Below are 23,700 nucleotides of genomic sequence, written 5' to 3' on the forward strand. Positions count from 1 at the left end.
ATCTTTAATTTATAAAAATTATAATTTATTAAATTTATTAAATTCAGGTTTTATTTAAAACTTTTTTAGGTAATTATTAGATATAGAAATCAAATGATACTTTGTTTATGAACTTAAATTTAGAGACATCAAGCAAAACAACTGAGTCAAACAACAACTGGTATAAAGCCGATAATTCAGCAATGAATTTTAGCTATCAAGCCGCAGTGAATGCACTAGGACAAAAAGCACTTTCAGGAATTGAATTGTCGTATTTGTTCCAAGATACAGTTGCTTTAGTAGCTCAAATACTCAATATCAAATACAGTCGAATTTGGCAACTACTTTCAGATAGTAATTCTTTGAGTAAAGTAGGTAGCATTGGGGAAAACCCTTTAGAAACAGACTCTGCTGAGATTAATATCACAACTAATCAGCAAGTACAAAAACTATTGGAGAATACTCAGCCAATTATTAAGCTCAACACCCCCTATTGGCAAATAGATGATTTAACTATTGCCTCTCCTCCAGATAGCGTTGCTGGTTTGAGTGTGCTAATTCGTGGTGTAAGTAAACCTTTAGGTTTCCTAGAAGTATATGCTACGGAGGCGAGGAATTTTTCTCCAGACGATATTCACTTTTTACAATCTGTAACCCATATCTTAGCAACAGCTGTTGAACGCAAGCGTTCAGAAGCATTAATGTACACCCAAAGCCAAATTTTAGAACAAGTTACATTTGGAGTTAACCTACATGAAATTTTTAATAATCTTTGTGTGTTGCTAGAGCAACAATTACCAGGAGCGTATTGCTCAATTTTAGTTGTAGATCAAGAAAATCGACAACTGCGAGCAGGAGCAGCACCAACTTTACCGCCAGAATATGCTAAGGGTGTTGATGGTTTGATGATTGGTGAATGTTGTGGTTCTTGTGGTACTGCTGCTTATAGAGGAGATTCAGTATTTGTTAATGATATTGCTACTGATGTCTTATGGGCTGATTTTCGAGATTTCGCTTTGAGTTACAACATTAGAGCTTGTTGGTCATCACCTTTTACTTCACAAACTGGTGAAGTTTTAGGAACATTTGCTATATCTCATAAATTTGCCTGTCATCCGACTCCGCATCATCTAGAAATTCTGAAAACAGCCACTCATATTGCCAGTATTGCTACAGAAACCGTCAGAGCTGCACAAGCTTTACAAAACGCTAACAACGAGTTAGAACGAAAAGTTGCAGAACGAACAGCTGAATTAAGAAAGGCTTTGCTTGACTTACAAAAGACACAAGCTCAACTCGTTCACAGTGAAAAAATGTCGAGTTTAGGACAAATGGTAGCAGGGGTTGCCCATGAAATTAACAATCCCATTAGTTTTATTGCTGGTAATCTCGGATATGCAAATCACTATATCAATGATTTACTCGATTTAATTGCAGTTTATCAAGAGCAATATCCCCAGTTAAATCCCACCATAGCAGCCAAAGTAAAAACTATTGATCTAGAGTACTTGTGTGATGATCTACCTAAGTTGATGACATCTATGAGAGTAGGTAGTGAGCGAATTACAGAAATTGTTTTAGGCTTACGGAACTTCTCACGACTAGATGAAGCAAAAATGAAGTCTGTAGATATTCATGAAGGCATAGATAATACATTAATGATTCTGAATCATCTGTTGACACTACCCAACAACTTACCTGAGATCCAGATAGTTAAGGAGTATGGTCAACTACCCAAGGTTAGTTATTATGTCAACCAGTTGAATCAGGTTTTTATGAATATTATCAATAACGCAATTTATGCTTTAAAAGATAAAAATCTGCAATATTGGCAGTCTGCAAATCAGATACCAACTATTCAAATTAAAACTTTACTTATAGACAAAAAGACAGTTTTAATTAGTATTAAAGATAATGGCCCAGGTATGAATTCAGAGGTTCAGGAACACATGTTTGATCCTTTCTTCACTACTAAACCTGTTGGTCAAGGAACTGGCTTAGGGTTATCAATCAGTTATCAAATTGTTGTCGAAAAGCACCGAGGACAACTCAGATGTATCTCTGCATTAGGTAAGGGAACTGAATTCCAAATTGAAATTCCTACTCAGATTTTAAGTAGTCAGTAATACCATCGATATTTTATTCTATAGCAATGCTATTTGATTTTTTAAAATCGAAAGGCTTAGATTCCTGACTTATTCAATGAGTCAGGAATTTTGTTGTTGATAAATGATTTACGCTTGCTATAACTACTCTGTACAAAACTGGGTATTAGGTATTAGAAAAACAGTCCTCAGTCTCCAACTTAATGGTTATGACTATCAAACGTCGGGAATTTATCACAACCTGTGGACTAGCTACCTTAGCCACCCAAATACCATCACTTACCGCCCAAGGTAAGCCATCTCCAAACATCATTCGCAAGCCGCCCCGCCTGCAAGTGGGCGATACCGTAGGATTGATTTCTCCTGCGGGTATCGTTGACACTAAAGATATCCAAGCAGCGCAGCAGTCAGTTTCACAGTTAGGGTTAAAAGTCAAGCTGGGAAAGCATATTTTAGACCGTTATGGCTATTTAGCGGGTAAAGACGCCGATCGCGCCCAGGATGTAAACTTGATGTTTAGCGATCGCACCATAAAAGCAATTATCCCCATGCGTGGTGGTTGGGGTTGTAATCGCATTTTACGCCTACTCAACTACTCGCTAATCCGCTCCCATCCGAAAATTATCATCGGTTACAGCGATATTACGACGCTGTTGTTGGCAATTAATGCCCGTAGTCAAATGATTACTTTTCATGGGCCAGTTGCTACGTCTACCTGGAATCAGTTTACAGTCGATTACTTCAAGCGCATCCTATTTAATGCTGAAACTGTAACTATGCAAAATCTCAACCCTAGCGAAGTGCGGGTAGAGATAATAGCACCGGGAAAGGCAAGGGGTAAACTTGTAGGTGGAAACTTGTCAGTGCTATCAGCGATGGTAGGTTCACCTTACCTGCCTTCCTGGAATAAAAGCATCCTGTTTGTGGAAGAAATTGGCGAGGATGTTTACCGTGTAGATAGGATGCTGACGCAGTTAAAAACCGCTGGGATACTTAATCAAATTGCTGGTTTTATCTTTGGGCAATGTACTAATTGTAGTCTTGGGGATGAACCGTCATTTACCTTAATGCAAGTATTGCAAGATCACATACTTCCTTTAGGTATTCCTGCTTGGTACGGTTCAATGATTGGTCATATTAAGGATAAATTTACCTTGCCAATCGGTGTAGAAGTGGAAATAAATGCTGAACTTGGGACAATACGAATGTTAGAGGCGGCTGTTAGTCTTGTGTGAAGAATGCAGGAGGTTAGAATATAAAAATAGAGACTCACATTTTATCTAATATGTAGGGGCAATTCATGAATTGCCCCTACGGTAAATCAAGGCTTTTACTGCCTTTTTGCGTAAGTCCTAATTATCTCTAGGGGAATGCTTTATTTTTTGCAAGTCCCCTAACCCCCTTAAGGAATGTCTAACTTATCACCATCTGAGTCATAATCATCGTCTCCTTTATATTTGCAGCGTCTAGACAAAGGACTATGTGTATCAAGTTTGGAAATGCTTACTTATGACGACCAAACCATTTAGAGGCGATCGCTCCTAAAGCTGCTCCAACCACTGGATTACTGAGAAACTTAAGAATCGCTGGTTGTTCAGCCATCACTTCTTGGAAGATGTCAGGATGGCTATGATATGTGAAAGATGCCAGCTTGCTCAGGTCATCTGCACTTATGTGGTTAGGGTTGTGGGTAGAAAGTCCCAAATCTCGCTCTAGATGGCGCTCGTCTAGACCTCTTTGCTTTAAGTGCTTGAAAAATGCCCGTGCAACATCATCCCGTTCGTTAGGCTTAATCTGAGCGATCGCCTTCTGCAATTCTGGCTCCATCTGGCTGGGAGGAATGCGATCGTGGTTTAAAGACTGACCAAATAATTGACGACGTTCTTCGTGGGATGAGCGTTGAGCAAAATCGTCAAAGTTTTGGTAATCCTTGGTTGGATCAGATGAAACATCATCTAAAGATTCTGTATTACCGTGAGCCAAATCATTGAGAATTTCGCGTTTATACTTGTCACTGCTGCTCATTTAAAATGTCTCCTTTTATACTTGAAATCACCGGAATTAATTCATCAACTGAGAAATTTGAGTAATTATTTATACTCAATTTTATTGGATTGCACATCATACTGACCTGTCAAAATCAGTTTTTTATCGGGTGCGTATACCAAAATCGTCAAGTCTTGATTGGGAAAATTTTTGTGAAAACCTTGGACTAAGGATTTTGTTAATGGTCGCACTTCCGTCGGACGCACTTGAGGCGTTATCACGACACCTAACTTGTTATTGTCACGGACATAGGCATCCTGGACAATTCCTTTTGCTGTACTAACAACCCAATTCCCAAAATCTTGACCTTGTACGCTGTTACCACGTTCTAACAAAGCATAGTCACCACTCCGACTGATTCCGGGCGGTAATTGAGTTGGTTGTTTAGCTTGAACAGTACCACTACAGGCGGCAGTCGTTGTTAATACTAATACCAAGACTAAAGCTGTTAAAACCCGACGAAACTGTTGAATTATTTTCAATTTAAGCACCTCATCTAAACTAATGACTCTTCTGCAATATCAATCTACTGAGAGTATTTTGAGTATAAGTAGGTAGAAAACCCACTCCTACTAACTCAAATGCAATCACCTTTGTAGTTTAAGTAAGTTAACCCCGGTCAGTTTTATTCTCTATTCGAGTTCCATCAGTGTCAACATCTAATTCTTCGCGTCGAATCGTTTCTTGAGCTTCAACGGTTTCTTTGTCTACAACTTTTTGCACTCTGACTTCTTCTCGCAAAAAAGCTTCCTTATGGATGTCTGCAACTTCTTCATAGAGGTCTATATGCGCTACCTCGCCCTCGCCAAAGTCAGTCGCTTCAGCAGACACAACTTTGCCTGTGTCTTGAGAAGTCACTCGCTCAATCACGACTCGCTCTTTTTCCACCGGAACAGCAACTCTTGCAGTTTCGGTTTCAACACGCTTATTAATCGCTACTTCTCCGCTTTTTCGGCGCTGTTTATTAGCAACTAGCCTTTCTTGGTAAAGTTTGAAAGTTTGGTCTTCGTGAGCGCTGACATCATACAGATCCGCGTCCTCTGCGTAGGTGTAGTTGTCAGGACTTGGAGTAGTGCGACCAACTGTCGATGCTAGCGCACCTGAACTTTCTACAGACGGTGTACGATATCCTCCACGCACCTGTTCTTCATAGTCGTAGTCAAGTTTTGTATGCTCTTGATATTCAGGTAAATTTTCCGCTTGCTCTCTTGTTATACCAACGACATATACACGGTTTGCTGTAGAGTCAATACGCGATTTTCCAACTGGTAGTAAGACTTTCTTGCCAAAAATCCAAAAGCCGATGTCAACAATTAAATAGCGGAATTCTCCTTGCTCGTCTACTACAGCATCATTTACTGTGCCAATCTTCTCATCAGTTCCTTGAACATACACACCCATTCCTTTGATGTCATTGCCTTCAATAGTATTATGGTAGTCTGCATCAAATTCACTTATTTTCTGGAGTGGCATTCTTTTATTCCTTAAAATCTTGCTGTGTCTTTTTTATAAATTACACAATTTAGTTTAGGTAAATCTTCTCTCCGAGGAGTGACTTAAATAATCTTGATATTTCATCAATCGAGGTAATTAAATATAGTTTTATAACCCAAAAGTATGAGACAGGGCAAGGCTTTTAGTATTGATATATTACTCTCAATGAGATTGACTATAAATAGATTTTTATAATTTTTGTGACTAGTTTCTAGCATTGATGTGACTACTTACTAGCAGTAAATTTAAAGTCTAAATTTAGCTAAATCGATACATACCATCAAACCTAGCTAGTTTAATATGTTTATTAATACCTTACACTTAAATCAAATATCCTCACATTCTTAAAGATTTCTTGCCTTAAGTTGTAATGCTTGCTCTATCACTCTTGTTGAAGACAGAATTTATTCCAAAAGATTGATGATAAGTAAATCTAAAAATGCCTAAATATTATTAAAGTCCTAATAAATTCGCAAACAAATATTTACCTGTGCTGCTAAGGAGCAATAAGGAAAAATAATGGACTTAAGTGTACATCAGCGTGCTATAGGCGTATTTACTCATCATCGGGATGCGGAACAAGCGCTGCATAAGTTGATAAATTGTGGCTAAGTGTAAACTTTAAAACTGCTCTCATTGCAGAAAATCAGGAGATAATTATGGATACAGAATTACAGCAACAGCAGTATGTCGATGCTGCCTCCGAAAAGCAGATAGAAGCACTTAAAGGTTCAGAGTCTGGAAACCTGGCAATGTTACCACCCGCCTTGGAAAATGAAGAACAATGGCAAAAAAATGGTAGACAGATTTCTATATTTTTGGCAAAAATACCTGAGTACATAGGTAGATTCTACCAAGAATACAAATTACCGATTATCAGCTTTGCTTTGCTTGTGATCACGGTTACGGCACTAAGAATTTTTCTAGCGGTACTCAACGCAATAAATGATATTCCACTAGTTTCTCCATTTCTCCAATTAATTGGACTTGGTTACACAATTTGGTTTACTTTCCGCTATTTGCTCAAAGATTCCACTCGGCAAGAATTAACAGCAGAAATTCGCTTGCTTAAAAAACAAATTTTAGGCACAGAAGAATCACAGACTTTAAGCTAACTAAAGTATAGTGGCGAATACAGTGTATTTGAACTTTTGGTCAAGTATAACTCGGCTTTTTACTTGACCATTGTATAGAACTGTAGACTCTTATACCACGTCAGCTAAATTAGCAGGAAAAGAAAATGTATGATCAAGACAAACAAATTAGCTTCGCTGACAACAACAGTATTTCTTTCAACATTGCTAACACTCCCACTGCTTAATAGCTGCGGCGGAGGTTCCCGAAATGCTGCGCCACCTCCAATTGACGATAGTATTGGTAGAAATTTAAATAATCGCGCCCCCGTAAATCAACCCCAAGCTAGGAGGGGATTGAGTACAGGGCAGAAAGTGGCAATCTTGGCAGGAGCCGCTGGACTTTACTACCTCTACAATCACCGAAAGAATGCCCAAGGAACAGGAGCGCAGGGGAAATACTACCTTTCTAAGAATGGGCGTGTTTACTATCGAGATGCTCAACGTCGTCCTGTCTGGGTAACAGCGCCACAAGAGGGCATTCGTGTTCCACAGTCGGAGGCACAACAATACCGGGACTTTCAAGGATATAATAACAGTCCCACAGGACGAGACTTAAGGGGTTTGGGTGAAGGTACTGTTCCAACAAATTAATTTTTGTACATATTATAAATAGATGGCGTTTAACCGTCATTCTATTTTTTAATAGAAACTTTTTTCCATATATCAGGAATCTGCACAAGAAGCCTTTAGTCGGATGTCACCACAAGAGCGGATGCAGTTTGGTCGCTCTCTTCAACAGCAGACGCGCTCTTCAAACTTGAATTTTCCCGATCTAAACCAAGATGGTATAGACGATCGCTTTCAAGACCCAAATTATCTTGCTCAAACGACAGGCCGGGTTCACCAGCAACAACCAGATATACTCAGTCAAATTATGAGTGGTGCTGCGGGGAGCTTTACAGGTGGTCAACGTGGTAACATTATGAGTAATCCATTAGCTAAGGGAGCGATCGGTGGTATCGCGGTCTTAGCTGTCAAAAAGTTGATGCAAAGAAACAACCAAGGAAATTCCGGGCAGTATGGTAATATCCGCCCAGCTAGCGAAGACCCGTATGGAGATCCGGCTGACCAACAGTACCGCTAGTAACGTCAAGCAGCAAAGCTGCAATTCGTAATTGATAATTTGTAATTCGTAATTACAATCAGTGAAAGCTTGAACTCATCACTGATAATTCTGGTCAAGTAAAAATCAGTTTTTTTACTTGACCACTTTTTATTAGATTGGTATAACCTGGTGTCAAATATCTTGCATTGTTGGTGGTTGTTTAAAGCGACTCAAAGCGGCTGAGAGTTTATTCTAGCAAGGTCAAGTAGAAGAAACTCAGGCTTTATTTCATCATTGTAAATTACCTACGTTAACAGGAAATTTGTATAAAATGAAACATTTTACAAAAACATTATATAGTAAACTTCTGCATCTATTTCACCAGGTAATGGGAATTACCATTTCCCGTAATCCAAATTCAAAGGAAACTAATGTTGTTGATGAAGAATCTCTAAAAGACCCAACTACTCAATTATCAAAGCAAATTCCTCTTCAAGACAGAGTTAATAAAGATGAGCAAAATTTACTATTAAATTACCAGTATTCAGCAAAACCTCGGCAATTCAAAAAAGCTTCTTTATTTCCTGATAGTAAGACTAATGTTGCTGCCTTGTCGCTAGTTTTGTATGGAGTTGCTGAAGTCTTATCTCAAAAAATGAATCTGTCATGGAATCAAGTAAATAATACTTTTAGTTACGAAAAAGAAGCTAAAACTGGAAAAGGAAAAATCTTTTATTATGTAACAGATAATCCCGAAACTCCACAACCAGAAACTCTGGCAGAAGAGGCAGCTTTAGTTGTTATAGACCAATTTGATCCAAGAGCCTGTGCTATTCACCTGATTTACTGTGCCTTAGTAGCTAGCCTAGATAAACCTTGGTCAGGCAATTTTGTCATTGATGATAAGCAACTACTTGAATACACAGGGCTTATTAAACGCAGGGACTTATGCAAGCATGAAAAATTGAGTATTTTGTACGACTTGTTACGGCAACCTGCTCAGGTACTAGCTTGTATTGCATCGCCTAAACAGGGGAAAGTAGGAGCTTTTACTGTTGCTGATTTAAAGATTTGGGATGTTAGCATAATACGAGATTTTGAAACAGATAAAGCTGGCAATAACAAGCTAGTGGGTTTAAAGGTGATCGGTCAAGCTGGAGTATGGACAAAATACTTCCTCAACAAATCTAAAAACCACTACCAGACTGGAATTATTACCAAGAAAACCGTACAGAAACTATTTAGTATTGGTAAACAAAATGCTGGCGCGGCTAGAATGCTAGTTTGGCTAACCTTCCAAATCCAACCGGAATTCCAGGATTGTGTAATGGGCAAGACTCTGATGGAGATTGCCTACGGTGCAGACAAAGTATCAACAGCAGAGCAAGACAGACAGCTTAGACGGCAAATGGCTGATGATTTGGAAACTGATTTGAAAGTTGTCAAAGAAGCCGGATGGCAAGCAGAACTGGAAACAGGCCCAGCTTGGTTAACAAGCAGCACAAGCGCTAAAAGACCTATAGGTTACTGGAATCAAATACTCAATTCTAGATGGCGTTTTCATTTACCAGCAGAAGTACAGGAACGCTTGACTCTGGACTCGAATCAGCTAAGTGCAAACAATATCCAGCCTGTATCAGGTAATGTGATCAGAGAAGCAAGAAAAGCAAAAGGCTGGTCTAGAGCATTTTTCGCTACAACGATGGGGAAAAGCGTTTCCTGGGTTGATGCAGTCGAGACGGGTACACGTCAAGTTTCTCAAAAGGACTTGCCCAAGTTACTCAATACACTAGAACTACACCTTAACAGGTATTGATTTGAACTAAACTTTTCTTGTTTCTCTGAGGTAATTTTTGCTACGTATTATTACTCATTGCAACTGCGTCGGGAGGGGGGTTAGGTTTTTCGTGGGTTTTTCCATGACGTGAAAAGTCAGTGTTTATGTAAGGTTTCGGCAGAAGGCAGTATTCGTCCTGCCTCCTGCCTCTCTTGTTAATATTTTCATAGACAGTATGAATTTCTCCTCGCTATGTTACGACTAACAGAAGTAAAGCTCCCGCTTGATCATCCTGAAGATGAGATCAAGACTGCTATCCTCAAAAAGCTGCAAATCACGCCCCAAGAATTGATCAACTATTCCATCTTCAAGCGTAGCTACGATGCCCGTAAGAAAGGAGAGATCAGCCTTGTCTATATTCTGGATGTAGAAACGACTCACGAGACTCATTTACTCAAGCGCCTGAAAAAAGATCCTCATGTGATTGCCACGCCAGACATGAGTTATCGCCCAGTGGCACAAGCACCTAGCAATTTGGCAATTCGCCCCATCATCATTGGTACAGGGCCTAGCGGCTTGTTTGCAGGGTTGATGCTCGCGCAAATGGGCTTTTGTCCCATCATTTTAGAACGTGGCAAACAAGTTCGCGATCGCACCGTTGATACCTTTAACTTTTGGAAGAAAAAATCAGACTTCAACCCAGAATCCAATGTCCAGTTTGGCGAAGGTGGTGCGGGTACATTCTCCGATGGCAAACTCTATAGTCAAGTCAAAGATCCTCAGCATTATGGGCGCAAGGTACTAACCGAACTTGTCAATGCGGGAGCCTCACCGGAAATACTCTATATCAACAAACCCCACATCGGCACTTTCAAACTGGTGGGAATCGTCCAAAGTATGCGTGCCAAAATCGAATCCCTCGGTGGTGAAATTCGTTTTCAAAGCCGGGTGGAAGATATCAACATCGAAAATGGACAGGTGCGGGGAGTTACCCTCGCCAGTGGGGAATATATCGCCAGCGATTATGTAGTTCTAGCGGTAGGTCACAGCGCCCGCGATACCTTCCAAATGCTATTTAATCGTGGAGTTTACATCGAGCCGAAACCTTTTTCCATCGGCTTTCGCATCGAACATCCCCAGTCTCTGATCGACCAATGTCGTTTCGGCACTCAGGCGGGTCATAAGATTTTAGGTGCTGCCGATTACAAACTGGTTCACCACTGCCGAAATGGTCGTTCCGTGTATAGTTTCTGTATGTGTCCGGGGGGCTTGGTAGTTGCAGCTGCATCAGAGCCGGGGCGACTTGTCACCAATGGGATGAGCCAATACTCTCGCAATGAGCGCAATGCCAATAGTGCGATCGTTGTGGGCATCACACCCGAAGATTATCCGGGAAATGCGTTAGCAGGAATTGACTTCCAACGGCGCTTGGAAGAACGGGCTTTTGAGTTGGGCGGTGGGACTTATGAAGCGCCAGGGCAGTTAGTGGGTGACTTTCTTAACCATCGCCCTTCGACAGCATTTGGCACAGTTAAGCCATCTTATACACCTGGGGTACATTTGGCTGATTTGAGTCAGAGTTTACCAGATTATGCGATCGCCGCCATCCGTGAAGCACTTCCCGCTTTTGACAAACAAATTAAGGGATTTGCGATGGATGATGCCGTGTTGACTGGGGTAGAAACCCGCACATCATCACCAATTCGGATTAAACGCCAAGAAGATTATCAGAGTTTAAATACAGTCGGTCTTTATCCGGCTGGTGAAGGCGCGGGATACGCAGGTGGAATTCTCTCGGCTGGTATCGATGGTATTAAAGTGGCGGAGGCGGTTGCTTTAAGTATTTTGAGGAATGTGAGTTTGTAGTTAGCACAAAGCGTGCTTAAAATTCCCGGAATAAAGTCTTTACTAAGAACTTATTTACCCCTCTCTGCTCAGGAAAAATTGTCAGACTGACCACGCAAGATACTAAAATTTAGTTATCAATAAAAACATAATGTCTGATATTCGCCATTTTTCTGGGGCTTGGCAAACCCATTAGTTAGATTCTGATTAATCTTTGAACATGGTTGTTGACAAAAATCGAGAAGCATTCATTCCTTATACTCGCAGCGATATTATCAAACTTTGCCTGCAAGACGATCAACTGAATGAGGCTGATGCCACAAAATTTCAAGATTTCTGCAAAATCCTCACTGCATACTATCACTTTCGCTTCCATAAAACCTTAGAAATTATCAAAGATAATTATGTACCCTTTAACCCCAATGAAGATATTCAACCAATAACTCCACCAACCTTCGAGCAATATGATGAAATGGAGTTAAATGTAGTTGATGCCTTTCAGCATCTTGTCGAAAGAGCAAATTATATTCTTTTGCCTGAATCGATTGTCAAACGCTCGTTGGCAACGAAATCTCTAATTGATTTGAAAACTCAAGTGGATTTTGACGATTTTGACCGCTTTATTTGTTACTACCGGGGTGATAGTTATAAAAAAATTTTGGAAAAAAAGTTCTTCTTTTGGCGAGAAGAAAAGACTATTGATATCTTGGAACGGATTGTTTTATTTGTCAAGTTCAAAGAAGCGGCTTACTTTCGTGCAAAAAAACCCAACATCCAAAATTTGAAATTCATTCCCGGTAAGATGTATGTTTACTGCTACAAAAATATTCCCAAGCTAGATATTGACTTACTCTTCCCCAATGTGAAAACGAGTATGACCTGGAAAGATCGCTTACTATTTGGAATTCCTGCTGTTGGTGCAGCAATTCCTTTGATATTAAGAACATTGCCGAATTTATTATTGCTGGTTGCTGCAATTTTGCTAGTACTAAATGTGTCATTTATAATTGAATTATTAAATGTCGAGTTGGAGCAAGTCAGAAATTTTATGCCAGTTTTGGTGGCAACTTTATCATTAACTATATCTTTGGGTGGATTTGCCTTTAAGCAATACACTAATTACAAAAATAAAAAAATTAAATTCCAAAAAACAGTTACTGATACGTTATTTTTCCAGAATTTAGCTAACAATACCAGTGTTTTTCAAATGTTTATTGAATTGGCAGAAGAATGTAAGGAAATTATTTTGACATACTATCACTTACTTACCAGCCCTACACCGTTAAGCCCTGAACAATTAGATTCTCGCATCGAAACTTGGATGGAGAATAAATTGGGCACAAAGATTAACTTTGATATTCAAGGCCCTCTAAGCAATCTAGAAGATATTCGTGGTCAAGTAATTCCAAACAGCGAAACAACAGACAATGTACGAGACATCCCTTTACTAACCTATAATCAGCAGGGAGCGTGTCAAGTTCTCCCCTTGGATGATGCAAAAGCAGTGATTGATTATGTTTGGGATAATGCCTTTCAATATAACGGGATAATCTTGTAGGCAAACGGACTAGGGTTTCGATAACACAAAAACCAGTTTTTGAAGAAAGACTAGAAACAAATTTGCTTACTTCTACTACTTTTATTTACCCACACAAAAAGCTTTTTAACTACTTAATCGCCTAACTTGTTGTTTGCTCGTTTCCAATTTGGAGGCATTGCTGAACAATTTCTCTTATGATTGCAAAATCTGCTCGATTCTATCTTAGTACAACTCATATTTTATTAACTGACAGGGCAACGTTCCATTATACACCGCAATTCGCTGGGATGATTTTAGTCCAATCGATTGAGACAGTTCCTTGTTGCCACTCAGGACAAACGCAGTCCACCCTTTGAAGCGTTGTTTCATACTAAGGCTCGATTATATTTTCATCGCGATCGCTTCCCCAAATAGGCGCAGTCAGGGCGTCTCGCTGGCTGTCCCTAGCTTCTTCAAGCAACTTCTCTAAAAGGGACAGATCAAAATCGAGCCAAGTTTCAAATCCAAAGCGACCTGCTAAAGCAGCGCTTGCGCGATCGCGAAATAGCCATGTCAATTCTAATATCAAGCCCCACCTAGATACTTTCGAGGTAGGGCTTTTGTTTTTATGGCTGGAGTCGATATGCAATCATGTATCAAGCGCGATGGCGTACACGCCCTTTCCGGTGGCGATCGCAGTGGGGAATTTATCCGATTGTTAAAGCTGGTTCTTTACAGAAGTTAAATAGGGCTGACTCAGTTTCTGATTCATCTTCAAATACAGCAGAGATGTACCATTCACAGGGCGAACCATTCGTATATTCAGCCCAAGCAATTGTTGCTGTTTCACCTGATGGAATCCCTGACTCACCCAAGTTAAATGAAGCCCACTCTTCATCATCGACAGATACCCACAACTCTGTAATTGTCAGTTCAGTTTTATTGGTAACGGTAAAGGTGAATTGGTCTGACATAAATAGCCTTTTAGCAATAAATAAATTGCAGATTGTCAATCACAGATTATACTGGCACTTTTTTAAAGCATTTGCGATCTTAAGTGTCAGAATCTATGCTAAGAGTTGGGTTGAAGTTTTTTTTAGCTCAACTTAAATTTATGAAAGAGAATTAAAAATTTCACTGACTGATATGAGTCTATTAAGATAGCCAATGCTACACAAGAGCGGATTTAGGTCGCGGCTCTCACAAACCCCGACAATACACGACATCCCCAGTGTCACTAAATTTTCAGGCAATGTATTTTTTACTGAGCAGAAGTAGTTGAGAGCGATCGCTTTAAACATACTACAAACCGGAAATCGCAAAATCTGAGCAATTCTGTCTTAATACAGTTTTGTGTAAAAGCGTAGCGTTTTTAATGCAGGGGGATGCATTGGCATTGCAGGGGGATGCATTGGCATTGCATTTAGACGCATTAACATTGTATCGGGATGCATTGGCATTGCAGGGGGATGCATTAACATTGTATTGGGATGCATTGGCATTGCAAGGTATTGCCAAATTTAATTCGCGACAAATTAATGAAATGCTGTACTTAGTACAGTTCATATTTCATTAGCTGACAGGGCAGGGTTCCGTTGTAGACCGCAATTCGCTGGGATGATTTTAGTCCAATCGATTGAGACAGTTCCTTGTTGCCACTCAGGACAAACGCAGTCCACCCTTTGAAGCGTTGTTTGAGTACATCGCCCAAAAGTTTGTAGAACGCCCCTAAATCACTATCTCGCCCCAACCGTTCGCCATAAGGTGGATTGCAGAATAAAACCCCACTGTCTGCGGGAGCGACAACATTGGCAAGCTCCATTTGAGAAAACCATACATGGTTATCAACGCCGCAGTTTTGAGCATTGTTAATCGCTTGCTCGATTATATTTTCATCGCGATCGCTTCCCCAAATAGGCGCGCGCAGGGTATCCAGTTGGCTATCCTTAGCTTCTTGCAGCAGCTTTTCTAAAAGGGATAAATCAAAATCGAGCCAATTTTCAAATCCAAAGCATTCACGAAACAGCCCTGGTGCTATATTCAGTGCCTTTAAGCTAGCTTCCAGGGGTAAAGTGCCAGATCCACAGAGAGGGTCGTAGAACATTTGGTCTGGCTGCCAACTTGAAAGTTGAATGAGGGCAGCAGCTAGAGATTCCTTTAGAGGGGCTGCTCCAACCGCAGGGCGGTAGCCTCGGCGATGCAGACTATTTCCAGAACTGTCGAGTTTAACGGTACAACTATCGCGTTCAATATGAACATTGATCCGCACATCTGGTTCATGAAGCTCTACATTTGAACGTTCGCCCAGATTTTCTTTCTGCTGGTCAACGATCGCATTTTTAACCTGGAGAGATGTGAAGTGGCTGTGGTTGAGGCGATCGTTTTTGCCCGTGACATTCACCGCCAGCGTCATGTCTGGCGTGAGATAGTTTTGCCAATCGATAGTCTGGATACCGCGATAGAGATCCTTGGCATCAAGGCAAGGAAACTCATGGATATTCACCAAGATTCGGAACGGCAGCCTAGCCCAGATGTTGACGCGATAAAGTAGGGTGCGATCGCCCTCAAAGGCTACACCGCAAAACCCAGGCTCCACTGAATCAGCGCCCAGCTGCTCTAACTCCTGAGCCGCGAGGGTTTCTAATCCACGAGCAACCGTTGCAAAATACTGATTCATCCGTTAATCCAAAGCATTGTCTTCACTGCTGACCCATTGACGCACTTTAGCTTAACTCATATCTGGTGACATTCTCTGTTAAGTCTGCGATTATAATCTTTTAAGTAACTCAGCATAACTTGCCCCAGACAAAGAAAATCAAGCCGGAGTAAGGACACAGCAAATATTTGTGGAAAGAGATTATTATTTCTTCATTTTCAGTACTATCTTAAATCTAATTAACCCTGATAACATCAAGCTGAAATAGTGTTCAGGCACTTTGCAATACAACCCATTAATTAAAATACTCAGAGGGATAAACAATGACTTTCATATCTGATATTGTTCTGCTAAAAGACTTAACATCGTCATCATATAAGGATTTGGGCACGTTAAAAGCCGTACTTCCTGCAACGGTAAATCGTTTAACCAACCCGATGTTAGCAAGTATCTTTGGTAATGACCTGAAATTTGGTATTGCTTCCTTCAAGGATAAGCCAATACCCCCTTTTGGGGGTTACGCTGACTATGTATATAAACCAGAAGTCGCTTTGACAAATAATGTAACAACAATTAAAGACAAAATCTTTGACCTTGAAGCTTTTGGTGGTAATGATGGCCCCGAATCACAATTAGACGCACTCTTGTACGCAGCTTTAGATAGCGGTGGCAGTCTCGGTTACAGAGTCGGTTCATTGCGTGTTGTTATAATAGCCACCGATAGTATTTATCATGTTGCCGGCGATCGGGCAGCAGTTAGTCCAAGTGATACTATTGCCAATAATGGAGATGGTGTAATTGATCCTAATGAAGATTATCCAGAGATTGGACAAGTAAAAACTGCGCTAGAAGCAAATAACATTATTCCAATTTTTCTAACTACGAGTGATGTTGCAGTCGATTACGAGACACTAGTTACCCAGCTTGGTCGAGGTGGTGTACTGACTCTTGGTTCTAAAAGTGAGAATCTTGCTGACGCCATAAAAGAGGCAGTTGCTCGAGCCAGAAATGTGATAAGTACTGATGTTGTTACGACAAATGGAAACGATACCTTTAGTAGGGGGGATTTTTCGGCTGGCAATAAGGTTATTTTTGCTGGGGATGGTGATGATAATATTTCGCTTTCTGGTGTTATTGGTAACCATTACATTGATGGGGGGGCAGGTTCTGACATTCTTATTGGTGGAGCTGGTGCAGACAGAATAGATGGGGGTAGTGGTGACGACAACCTTCTGGGAGGCAAGGGTAATGATATTCTTTTTGGCAGTAGTGGAAAAGATATTCTGATCGGGAACAAAGGCAACGATTACCTACAGGGAGATAGTGGGGACGACTTCTTAAAAGGAGGCGGTGGTTCAGATAAGTTTGCATTTGCAACAGGATCAAGGTTTGATATTAAGGAACTGGGAGTTGATATTATTGGTGACTTCACTCCTAAGCAAGACAAGATCCAACTATCTAAATCTACCTTTACCGCTCTAAGTAACTCAGTCTTCCCAACTGAATTAAATTCCGCAGACTTTGCCACAGTGACGAACGATACTTTAGCAGCAAGTAGTAGTGCGGTGATTGTTTATAATAGCGCAAATGGTAGTCTCTTTTATAACCCCAATGGTTCGGCAGATGATTTTGCTGATATAAATTCTGGGGGGGGTAAATTTGCTCAATTGGGTGCTAGCTCCTTTCTTGCTCTAACTACCGCTAGTTTTGAGATAGTTTGTTAAGGAGGCAGAGATGCTGTCAGACAAACGAATTGAACTGAGATTAATCTATAATTTTCTAAAATCAATCATTGTCTGGCGATAAGCATCTGGCAAACCTGTATCAAAACACTTACCTTTAACAACGTATCCTGTCATTCTCTCTTCTTGACGTAATCTATCAAGACAAGATGTTAACTGAAATTCGCCTCGTTCTCGGAAATTTTGGTTGATGTGTTCTGCTAAAAAGTCAAAAATTTTTGGTGTTAGTAAATACAAACCAAATATACATAAAAACTCATTTTCTGCCATTCCTTGTACATGCAAATGTTGTTGTGCATACTCAATGGTAGGTTTTTCATAGAGTTGTGTAACTTCCAGAATTGAGTTTAACTCTTGCCAAACTCCTGTTACACATCCAGATGTATCAAGAAGTTCTGCTGGCTTTGTAATTAAGCTCACAACGCTTTGATTAACTTGTTCATAAACATCTAAAATTTGACTAGCACAAGATTTGTCAATATCAGATGCATAAATGTGGTCGCCTAACATTAGCAAAAACGGTTCATCTTGCACCCAATCTTTGGCACAAAATACCGCATGACCATAGCCTAATTGCTCCTCCTGCAATAATATGGTAATTCTGCTACCTAAATCTTCAAGATATTGGCTATATTCTTGATTTTGCGGTGAAAGTTTATTTAAAAGTTCTTTTTTAGGTGGTTTTTTCAAGAAATCTTCAAATATTTCTTTATCATCCGGCTGTATCACAATCCCCACTTCTGTAATTCCAGCACTAATTGCCTCTTCAATAATTGCTAAAATCACGGGTTTTGCCCTACCATCTCGATCAATAATCGGAAAAAGTTCTTTTTTCAGAACTTTAGTAGCTGGAAACAACCGAGTCCCAAAACCAGCTACCGGAATCACAGCTTTTCTAACTTTATTTTTTTGCATAAGCAGTTTATCACCCCAATTTTTCAAACAATTTTGCTAACACCACATTAGAAAACAAAAACCCTTGGGGATCAATCAAACGCAACCTTCCCTCTGCAACTTCCCCCCAACCTTTCTCAAAATATCCTTGCAAACACCAGCAAATCTCCTCCACCTTCTCTTCCCCAAACTCCTTTGCCAACGCCGCCAAACTCACACCCTCCGCCAAACGCAACCCCAACATTAACGTTTCTAACAATACTTCCTTTGGGGGAGTCAGATCACAATCAATCACACCGCCAGATTCCACCCACTGGTAATACTCCCTAGTTTTACGCGGACGAGTGAAGCGTTTTTTGTCAACATAACTCGCCGCACCCATACCAAAGCCATAGTAAGGGCGGTTTTCCCAATAGACTCGATTATGCCGACACTGATGACCAGGTTGAGCATAATTAGAAATTTCATAATGCTCATAACCTGCACTAGTCAAAACCTGTTGCCCCATCTGGTACATTTTGACTGTGGCTTCATCCGTGGGCAAAGGGGTATCGCCAGGTTTGTAGTAACGACCAAAAGCTGTACCTGGTTCGATGGTAAGATCATAAATAGAAATGTGAGTGGGTACAAGTCCTATCGCTTTTGCTAGAGAATCTTGCCATTGATCCAAAGACTGATGCGGCAACCCGGAAATTAAGTCTAAGCTAAATTCGGGAATCTCAACTTGGTGGATTAGTTCCACAGCTGCGAAAATATCTTCAACTGAGTGCGATCGCCCCGCCCTTTGCAATAATTCTGCTTGAAAGGCTTGTACACCTAAACTTACCCGGTTCACGCCTATACTCCGATAGCCTGCTATATGGGCTAAATCAAAGGTGCCTGGGTCTATTTCCATAGAAATTTCTGCCCCAGACGCAATACCAAAATGCTTCTCTAGCTCTGTTACTATCCGTTGTAACTGCTCTACTGATAGCAGCGAAGGAGTACCACCACCGAAGAAAATTGTCTTCAGGGGTTGACCAAATGCAGGTGTAATGGCAATTTCTTGACATAGCACCTCAACATATTGGGAAATAGTACCAGATGTTTCGCCCCGCAAGCGATCGCCCACAACAGACACCGGGAAATCACAATAAAAACACCGCCGTCTGCAAAAGGGAATATGCACATACGCAGAACTCGCAATTCCAGAAATACTAAATTTTTGACTCATTTTGAGAAAAGATTAAGTTAAGCGAACTGCGAATTAGAGACAATGAAAATAAGTAGAATATTACAAGTTTTTGTCGTTTTACAACGAAACAATGAAAAATATGAAGATAAAAGCCATTAGTTATAATAATTGCAGATATTGCCCTACTAAACCCTTAGTGTAAGTCAATATTGATGAGTTTATCTTACCGATGAAATAAAAAATACTTAACTTTATCGGTTAACACAGTTGCAGGAAAACAAGACAACCATGCTTGACGCCATTATTATTTTCTCATTTATCCTAGCAGCGTCGGGAATAGCGTTCTACAGCATTGAACTACTACCCAATGGCACGCTAGATCAGGTAACAAATGTTGAAGCTTTACGCTTAGTTGTTGCCGTCTTTGCCGCTATTATTGGTGGTGCGATCGGGCTGAGTTTCCAGACGACATATCGTCGCCTAGAATCACAAATCAAAGAAATGCCTCTGGAAGTGATCTTAACTCGTGCGATCGGCTTAGTGATTGGGCTATTACTAGCTAACCTCATGCTAGCCCCACTATTTTTACTACCTATACCGGCAGATTTTGGATTTATTAAGCCACTAGTGGCAGTTGTCGGCAGTATTATCCTCTCCGTCACTGGGATGAATTTGGCAGATACCCACGGGCGAGGCTTATTGCGCTTCATTAATCCCAACACCGTCGAATCAATGGTAGTGGAAGGAACGCTAAAACCCGCTAATACCAAAGTTTTAGACACCAGCTGCATTATCGATGGTCGCATTGAAGCGTTACTAGAAACAGGGTTTTTGGAAGGGCAAATTCTTGTACCGCAGTTTGTCTTGCAAGAACTTCAACAAGTAGCAGATGCTAGTAAAGACCAAAAGCGGGTGCGGGGAAGACGAGGACTAGAAATTCTCAACCGCATTAAAGAAGAATATTCTGATCGCATCCTGATTAATGCAGTTGACTACGAAGATATTCCCACAGTGGATGCCAAGTTAGTGCGTTTCGCTCAAGAAATTAGCGGCACACTGCTAACCAACGACTACAACTTGTCTAAAGTCGCCAGCGTTCAGAAAGTACCTGTTTTAAATGTGAATGATTTAGTAAACGCCGTTCGTCCTAGTTATTTACCTGGCGACAACCTTGATTTGAAAATTCTCAAGGAAGGCAAAGAACCCAGTCAAGGTATTGGCTACCTAGATGACGGCACAATGGTTGTTGTTGAAGAAGGTAGTAGTTATGTGGGTGGTGAATTGCGGGTGGTAGTCACCAGTGCTTTGCAAACCACCGCAGGAAGAATGATTTTTGCCAAACCCCAAGCTTCTGCATTGGCGTGAGGGAAATGCCAGGTGCAATTAGAGTTAATTGTGCGTACGCGCAGCGTCGGCGCAGCCATCGGTGCAGGTTGACTGCACCGATTTTGTATAGGGTGAAATATCAAAAGGGTAACAAGTGGATTTTTGTCTGTTCTGAATGTTGGCCTTCTATTAGTGAAAACAACCCATTTTATGTTGACGGTGGAACGTGAAAAGCTCAAAAAACTAGATGTCTGGAATCATAACTAATCAAGCGGACATGATACAATTATCCAGACAAAATATTACTTAAATTGGCGTTGAATCCCTGGTATACTAACTCGTAACTCTAATCAGTTCCACCCCAACTCCACGCTGGATTGCCATTATTTAAACTCTTCTTAAGAACGATCAGAGGATAGTCATTAGCGTCGTGCCCGCCAGCCAAATCCAGGATGAAGTAAACCTTACCTTTGAAAAAATGCGTCCGTAAATAATTGGTGTTTCCAGAGTAGTCTTTGCCATCAACCTTTGTTATTCCAGCAGATGCCAAACATTTGGCATATTTTGGCTTTAGCTTACCAACCCATGTAACGCTAAATCTATTACTACCATTGACAGAGATATTACTTGCGTATGCACTCAGGTCAACAGAGCCATCTGTCGCAAAACCACCTTCTTGATAAGGACGAGCTTTTTCAGTAACTATAACTTTGTCTGGACAGCTTTGTTTGCGATCGCTTTCGCTATGAACTTTTAGCTCAATAGTTTGTGACTCTTGTTGGGCTTGGACGCTCAAGCTAGACAGTAGGGAAAGTAAACTAATACTTGCACCTATAATTAGATGCTTCAAGGAAATGATACTCATATTAAATAATGATTCCAATGGGACAAGTTGAGGAAGCTCAAAAATAAATTATCAAAGCTGTTATCAACTTTTTTGTCCAAATTTTGTCAGTAGTTGCATAAAAAATATTATCCAAGCACAACCAAATATTCAGCTATAATCCCAGCGCTATCAACGTCGTTTCTCCAACCCTACCATCTACACTTAAACGCTTTGTTGCTTCTTGGAACTGCTTAACTGCATTTTCAGTAGCAACATCAAAAATTCCAGTGACTTTAATATCTATTTTCGCTATTTTAGCATTTAGCAATGCTGCTTGCACTTTTTTGACATCATCGCCCTGCATAGGTGGGTTTGTTAATCCTAATGTCCTAACAGGAATAGCTCTAAAGCCCTCAGCAGGTGAATTTGCCAGTCGTGCTTCAGTCTGAGGCCCATAATCACCATCTTCAAGAATGCGATCTTTGGGATTAAACTGATTCCACAATTTCTGAAAAGCTGTGATGCCAATTTTGCCTAAATCTCTGCGAGTAGCAGCAGGAAATTTGTAGTCATAGTGAGGAAAGTCAAAATCTCGACCAAGCCTATACCAATTGTGCCGTTCAAAAAACTGTTGCCAATCATCAGCATGTTCTACATCCAATGCTAAACCGCCTTCATGATTACTAGAACCAGGATAAGCAGCAGCAGTAATTCCACACAGATTCCTCTCATACTGTTTACGTATAAGATACTGCTGGGCAACCGTTCGATAAGCTGAGTTAACAACGAGTTGTTTTCCACGTTCTTTAATCGCCAAACGTAGTGACTGTTTAGCAGCAGGTTGCAGATATGGGTTAATCTGATCACCTGACACATCTACGTCTAGATCGTCAAAATTGACAAGTAAATTCGGAACAATTGTGTTGATTACAGCAATAATCTGCAAATTGAGACCCTTGCTCAAACCAGTATCGCACTTATTAATAATATCTTCAACGTTTGTCATACTTAATTCTTATGCAAAACTTTTCAAGAGAGGAGTTTATAGTATAAGACTCATATTTGATTGCGTGAAAAAAACTCAGTATACCTTTATTCCTTCTTCCTAGTATTGAGCGATGCACTGAGCGCAGTCGTTGTGTCCCCAGTCTCTACGAGTAATTCACCGAATCAAATCGGATTGCTATAGATAGCAATCCTAAGTCATTCGTGAAAAAAATCTATTGCCTATTGCCTATTACCTGCCTCTACAACTAATTTTACAACCAAATAAGATTGCTATATCAGGTTATGGATTATTATCTCAAAATGGATTTTATGGAAAACCTAAAAAGCTCTCTGTGTAAGGGGTAGGACTTACGCAAGATATCTCTGAAACCTCTAACCCTCATAAATCTCCAATGGCAAATTATCTGGATCTTTAAAGAAAGTAAATTTCTTAGCTGTAATCTCATCAACTCTGATATTTTCTACTTCAACATCATGAGATTTCAAGTAATCAACAGTTTGCTTTATATCATCAACTTCAAAAGCAAGATGTCTTAAACCACAAGCTTCTGGATTACTGACTCGTTCTGGAGGATTTAGGAAAGAGAATAGTTCTATTTGAGTATTTTCTGCAACTTTTAAATCTAATTTATAAGAATTTCTTTCGGCACGAAAAGTCTCTTGAATAATCGAAAAGCCTAAAACTTCTACATAAAATTTTTTTGAGCGAACGTAGTCAGAACAAATAATTGCTACATGATGAATACCAGTGGTTTTCATGTATACTTCTCAAGCTCCCAATCATTTACATTTAGCACTTTTAGCAGAATTTTACTAGTACACTGTAGCGGAAGTTTACCCACCTTTAAAGCAAAGTTGTTGCTTTTGGGGTGTGAGTTCTCGCTAGTATTCAAGTAGTTCAACTTCATTATCCATAACTACAACGCTCGTGAATGATTTTTCTATTTTAGTGGCAGAAGCCTTATTTCCTGTTACCTGCTATCAAATTTTGCTTGGAGTACAATCGTCTATCAGGAACACAAATTTAACTTAAATTTATATTTAATCAGCAAAAAGGCTTATTGCTTTCTCAAAACTTCATATTCAATAAGCAAAAAGGCATATTGCTTACTCAAAATGCTTAATTAC

At 40.2% G+C, this 23,700-nt stretch carries 22 protein-coding genes; 11 read left to right on the forward strand and 11 right to left on the reverse strand.

Annotated elements, in window-relative coordinates; genetic code table 11:
* Positions 1 to 107: 107 nt before the first annotated feature.
* Together ACFFAP_RS06965 and ACFFAP_RS06970 are read left to right on the forward strand one after the other, a co-directional pair.
* Positions 108 to 2,105, forward strand: coding sequence for an ATP-binding protein (locus ACFFAP_RS06965; RefSeq protein ID WP_375510536.1), 1,998 nt, complete (start codon positions 108 to 110; stop codon positions 2,103 to 2,105).
* 188 nt (positions 2,106 to 2,293) lie between these two features.
* Positions 2,294 to 3,319, forward strand: coding sequence for an LD-carboxypeptidase (locus ACFFAP_RS06970; protein WP_375510537.1), 1,026 nt, complete (start codon positions 2,294 to 2,296; stop codon positions 3,317 to 3,319).
* Positions 3,320 to 3,587: 268 nt separating this feature from the next.
* Here the strand turns inward: ACFFAP_RS06970 and ACFFAP_RS06975 are convergent, their stop codons facing one another.
* The 3 genes from ACFFAP_RS06975 to ACFFAP_RS06985 form a co-directional block, all read right to left on the reverse strand.
* The gene (locus tag ACFFAP_RS06975; RefSeq protein ID WP_375510538.1) at positions 3,588 to 4,109 is read right to left on the reverse strand and encodes a hypothetical protein; all 522 of its coding nucleotides are present in this window, start codon (positions 4,107 to 4,109) and stop codon (positions 3,588 to 3,590) included.
* A 65-nt stretch (positions 4,110 to 4,174) separates the two neighbouring features.
* Positions 4,175 to 4,612, reverse strand: a complete 438-nt coding sequence (locus tag ACFFAP_RS06980; protein WP_375510539.1) for a hypothetical protein — start codon at positions 4,610 to 4,612, stop codon at positions 4,175 to 4,177.
* Positions 4,613 to 4,739: 127 nt separating this feature from the next.
* On the reverse strand, positions 4,740 to 5,603 hold the full coding sequence (locus ACFFAP_RS06985; protein WP_375510540.1) for a DUF2382 domain-containing protein: 864 nt from the start codon (positions 5,601 to 5,603) through the stop codon (positions 4,740 to 4,742).
* 680 nt (positions 5,604 to 6,283) lie between these two features.
* Between ACFFAP_RS06985 and ACFFAP_RS06990 the strand changes: the two genes are divergently transcribed.
* The 6 genes from ACFFAP_RS06990 (at position 6,284) to ACFFAP_RS07015 (ending at position 12,985) form a co-directional block, all read left to right on the forward strand.
* Positions 6,284 to 6,739, forward strand: coding sequence for a CAAD domain-containing protein (locus ACFFAP_RS06990; RefSeq protein ID WP_375510541.1), 456 nt, complete (start codon positions 6,284 to 6,286; stop codon positions 6,737 to 6,739).
* A gap of 129 nt (positions 6,740 to 6,868) precedes the next feature.
* The gene (locus ACFFAP_RS06995; protein ID WP_375510542.1) at positions 6,869 to 7,351 is read left to right on the forward strand and encodes a hypothetical protein; all 483 of its coding nucleotides are present in this window, start codon (positions 6,869 to 6,871) and stop codon (positions 7,349 to 7,351) included.
* Between the two features lie 103 nt (positions 7,352 to 7,454).
* Positions 7,455 to 7,844: a hypothetical protein gene (locus tag ACFFAP_RS07000; RefSeq protein WP_375510543.1), complete on the forward strand. Its 390-nt coding sequence runs from the start codon at positions 7,455 to 7,457 to the stop codon at positions 7,842 to 7,844.
* 292 nt (positions 7,845 to 8,136) lie between these two features.
* A complete protein-coding gene (locus ACFFAP_RS07005; protein ID WP_375510544.1) occupies positions 8,137 to 9,621 on the forward strand; it encodes a multiprotein-bridging factor 1 family protein in 1,485 nt (494 codons plus the stop codon).
* Between the two features lie 213 nt (positions 9,622 to 9,834).
* The gene (locus ACFFAP_RS07010) at positions 9,835 to 11,448 is read left to right on the forward strand and encodes an NAD(P)/FAD-dependent oxidoreductase (RefSeq protein ID WP_375510545.1); all 1,614 of its coding nucleotides are present in this window, start codon (positions 9,835 to 9,837) and stop codon (positions 11,446 to 11,448) included.
* Between the two features lie 199 nt (positions 11,449 to 11,647).
* The gene (locus ACFFAP_RS07015) at positions 11,648 to 12,985 is read left to right on the forward strand and encodes a TMEM143 family protein (RefSeq protein ID WP_375510546.1); all 1,338 of its coding nucleotides are present in this window, start codon (positions 11,648 to 11,650) and stop codon (positions 12,983 to 12,985) included.
* 352 nt (positions 12,986 to 13,337) lie between these two features.
* Here ACFFAP_RS07015 and ACFFAP_RS07020 read toward each other — a convergent pair whose 3' ends face one another.
* Positions 13,338 to 13,523 (reverse strand): hypothetical protein, encoded by a 186-nt coding sequence (locus ACFFAP_RS07020; protein ID WP_375510547.1) that lies wholly within the window; start codon positions 13,521 to 13,523, stop codon positions 13,338 to 13,340.
* A gap of 130 nt (positions 13,524 to 13,653) precedes the next feature.
* Positions 13,654 to 13,920 (reverse strand): hypothetical protein, encoded by a 267-nt coding sequence (locus ACFFAP_RS07025; protein WP_375510548.1) that lies wholly within the window; start codon positions 13,918 to 13,920, stop codon positions 13,654 to 13,656.
* A gap of 401 nt (positions 13,921 to 14,321) precedes the next feature.
* Here ACFFAP_RS07025 and ACFFAP_RS07030 point away from each other — a divergent pair, with 401 nt between their 5' ends.
* Complete coding sequence (locus ACFFAP_RS07030; RefSeq protein ID WP_375510549.1) at positions 14,322 to 14,522, forward strand: hypothetical protein; 201 nt, start codon at positions 14,322 to 14,324, stop codon at positions 14,520 to 14,522.
* Here the strand turns inward: ACFFAP_RS07030 and ACFFAP_RS07035 are convergent.
* Positions 14,499 to 15,623, reverse strand: coding sequence for a class I SAM-dependent RNA methyltransferase (locus ACFFAP_RS07035; protein ID WP_375510550.1), 1,125 nt, complete (start codon positions 15,621 to 15,623; stop codon positions 14,499 to 14,501). The two genes, ACFFAP_RS07030 and ACFFAP_RS07035, sit on opposite strands and share 24 nt — an antisense overlap.
* Before the next feature lie 302 nt (positions 15,624 to 15,925).
* Between ACFFAP_RS07035 and ACFFAP_RS07040 the strand changes: the two genes are divergently transcribed.
* Positions 15,926 to 17,326 carry a hypothetical protein gene (locus ACFFAP_RS07040; RefSeq protein WP_375510551.1) on the forward strand — a complete coding sequence of 467 codons (1,401 nt, stop codon included), beginning with the start codon at positions 15,926 to 15,928 and terminating at the stop codon, positions 17,324 to 17,326.
* A 45-nt stretch (positions 17,327 to 17,371) separates the two neighbouring features.
* On the opposite strand, the gene ACFFAP_RS07045 is transcribed toward ACFFAP_RS07040, so the two are convergent.
* Positions 17,372 to 18,259, reverse strand: a complete 888-nt coding sequence (locus ACFFAP_RS07045) for a sugar phosphate nucleotidyltransferase (protein ID WP_375510552.1) — start codon at positions 18,257 to 18,259, stop codon at positions 17,372 to 17,374.
* A 10-nt stretch (positions 18,260 to 18,269) separates the two neighbouring features.
* Positions 18,270 to 19,451, reverse strand: coding sequence for a radical SAM family heme chaperone HemW (hemW, locus tag ACFFAP_RS07050; protein WP_375510553.1), 1,182 nt, complete (start codon positions 19,449 to 19,451; stop codon positions 18,270 to 18,272).
* 249 nt (positions 19,452 to 19,700) lie between these two features.
* Here hemW and ACFFAP_RS07055 point away from each other — a divergent pair, with 249 nt between their 5' ends.
* On the forward strand, positions 19,701 to 20,777 hold the full coding sequence (locus ACFFAP_RS07055) for a PIN/TRAM domain-containing protein (RefSeq protein WP_375510554.1): 1,077 nt from the start codon (positions 19,701 to 19,703) through the stop codon (positions 20,775 to 20,777).
* A 307-nt stretch (positions 20,778 to 21,084) separates the two neighbouring features.
* Here ACFFAP_RS07055 and ACFFAP_RS07060 read toward each other — a convergent pair whose 3' ends face one another.
* From ACFFAP_RS07060 to ACFFAP_RS07070, 3 genes are all read right to left on the reverse strand, one after another.
* Positions 21,085 to 21,603, reverse strand: coding sequence for a hypothetical protein (locus tag ACFFAP_RS07060; protein WP_375510555.1), 519 nt, complete (start codon positions 21,601 to 21,603; stop codon positions 21,085 to 21,087).
* 133 nt (positions 21,604 to 21,736) lie between these two features.
* A complete protein-coding gene (locus ACFFAP_RS07065) occupies positions 21,737 to 22,570 on the reverse strand; it encodes a peptidoglycan-binding protein (RefSeq protein WP_375510556.1) in 834 nt (277 codons plus the stop codon).
* A gap of 374 nt (positions 22,571 to 22,944) precedes the next feature.
* Positions 22,945 to 23,331 carry a VOC family protein gene (locus tag ACFFAP_RS07070; protein WP_375510557.1) on the reverse strand — a complete coding sequence of 129 codons (387 nt, stop codon included), beginning with the start codon at positions 23,329 to 23,331 and terminating at the stop codon, positions 22,945 to 22,947.
* Positions 23,332 to 23,700 lie beyond the last annotated feature (369 nt).

This window comes from uncultured Nostoc sp., from assembly GCF_964245575.1.
Taxonomy (GTDB): domain Bacteria; phylum Cyanobacteriota; class Cyanobacteriia; order Cyanobacteriales; family Nostocaceae; genus Nostoc.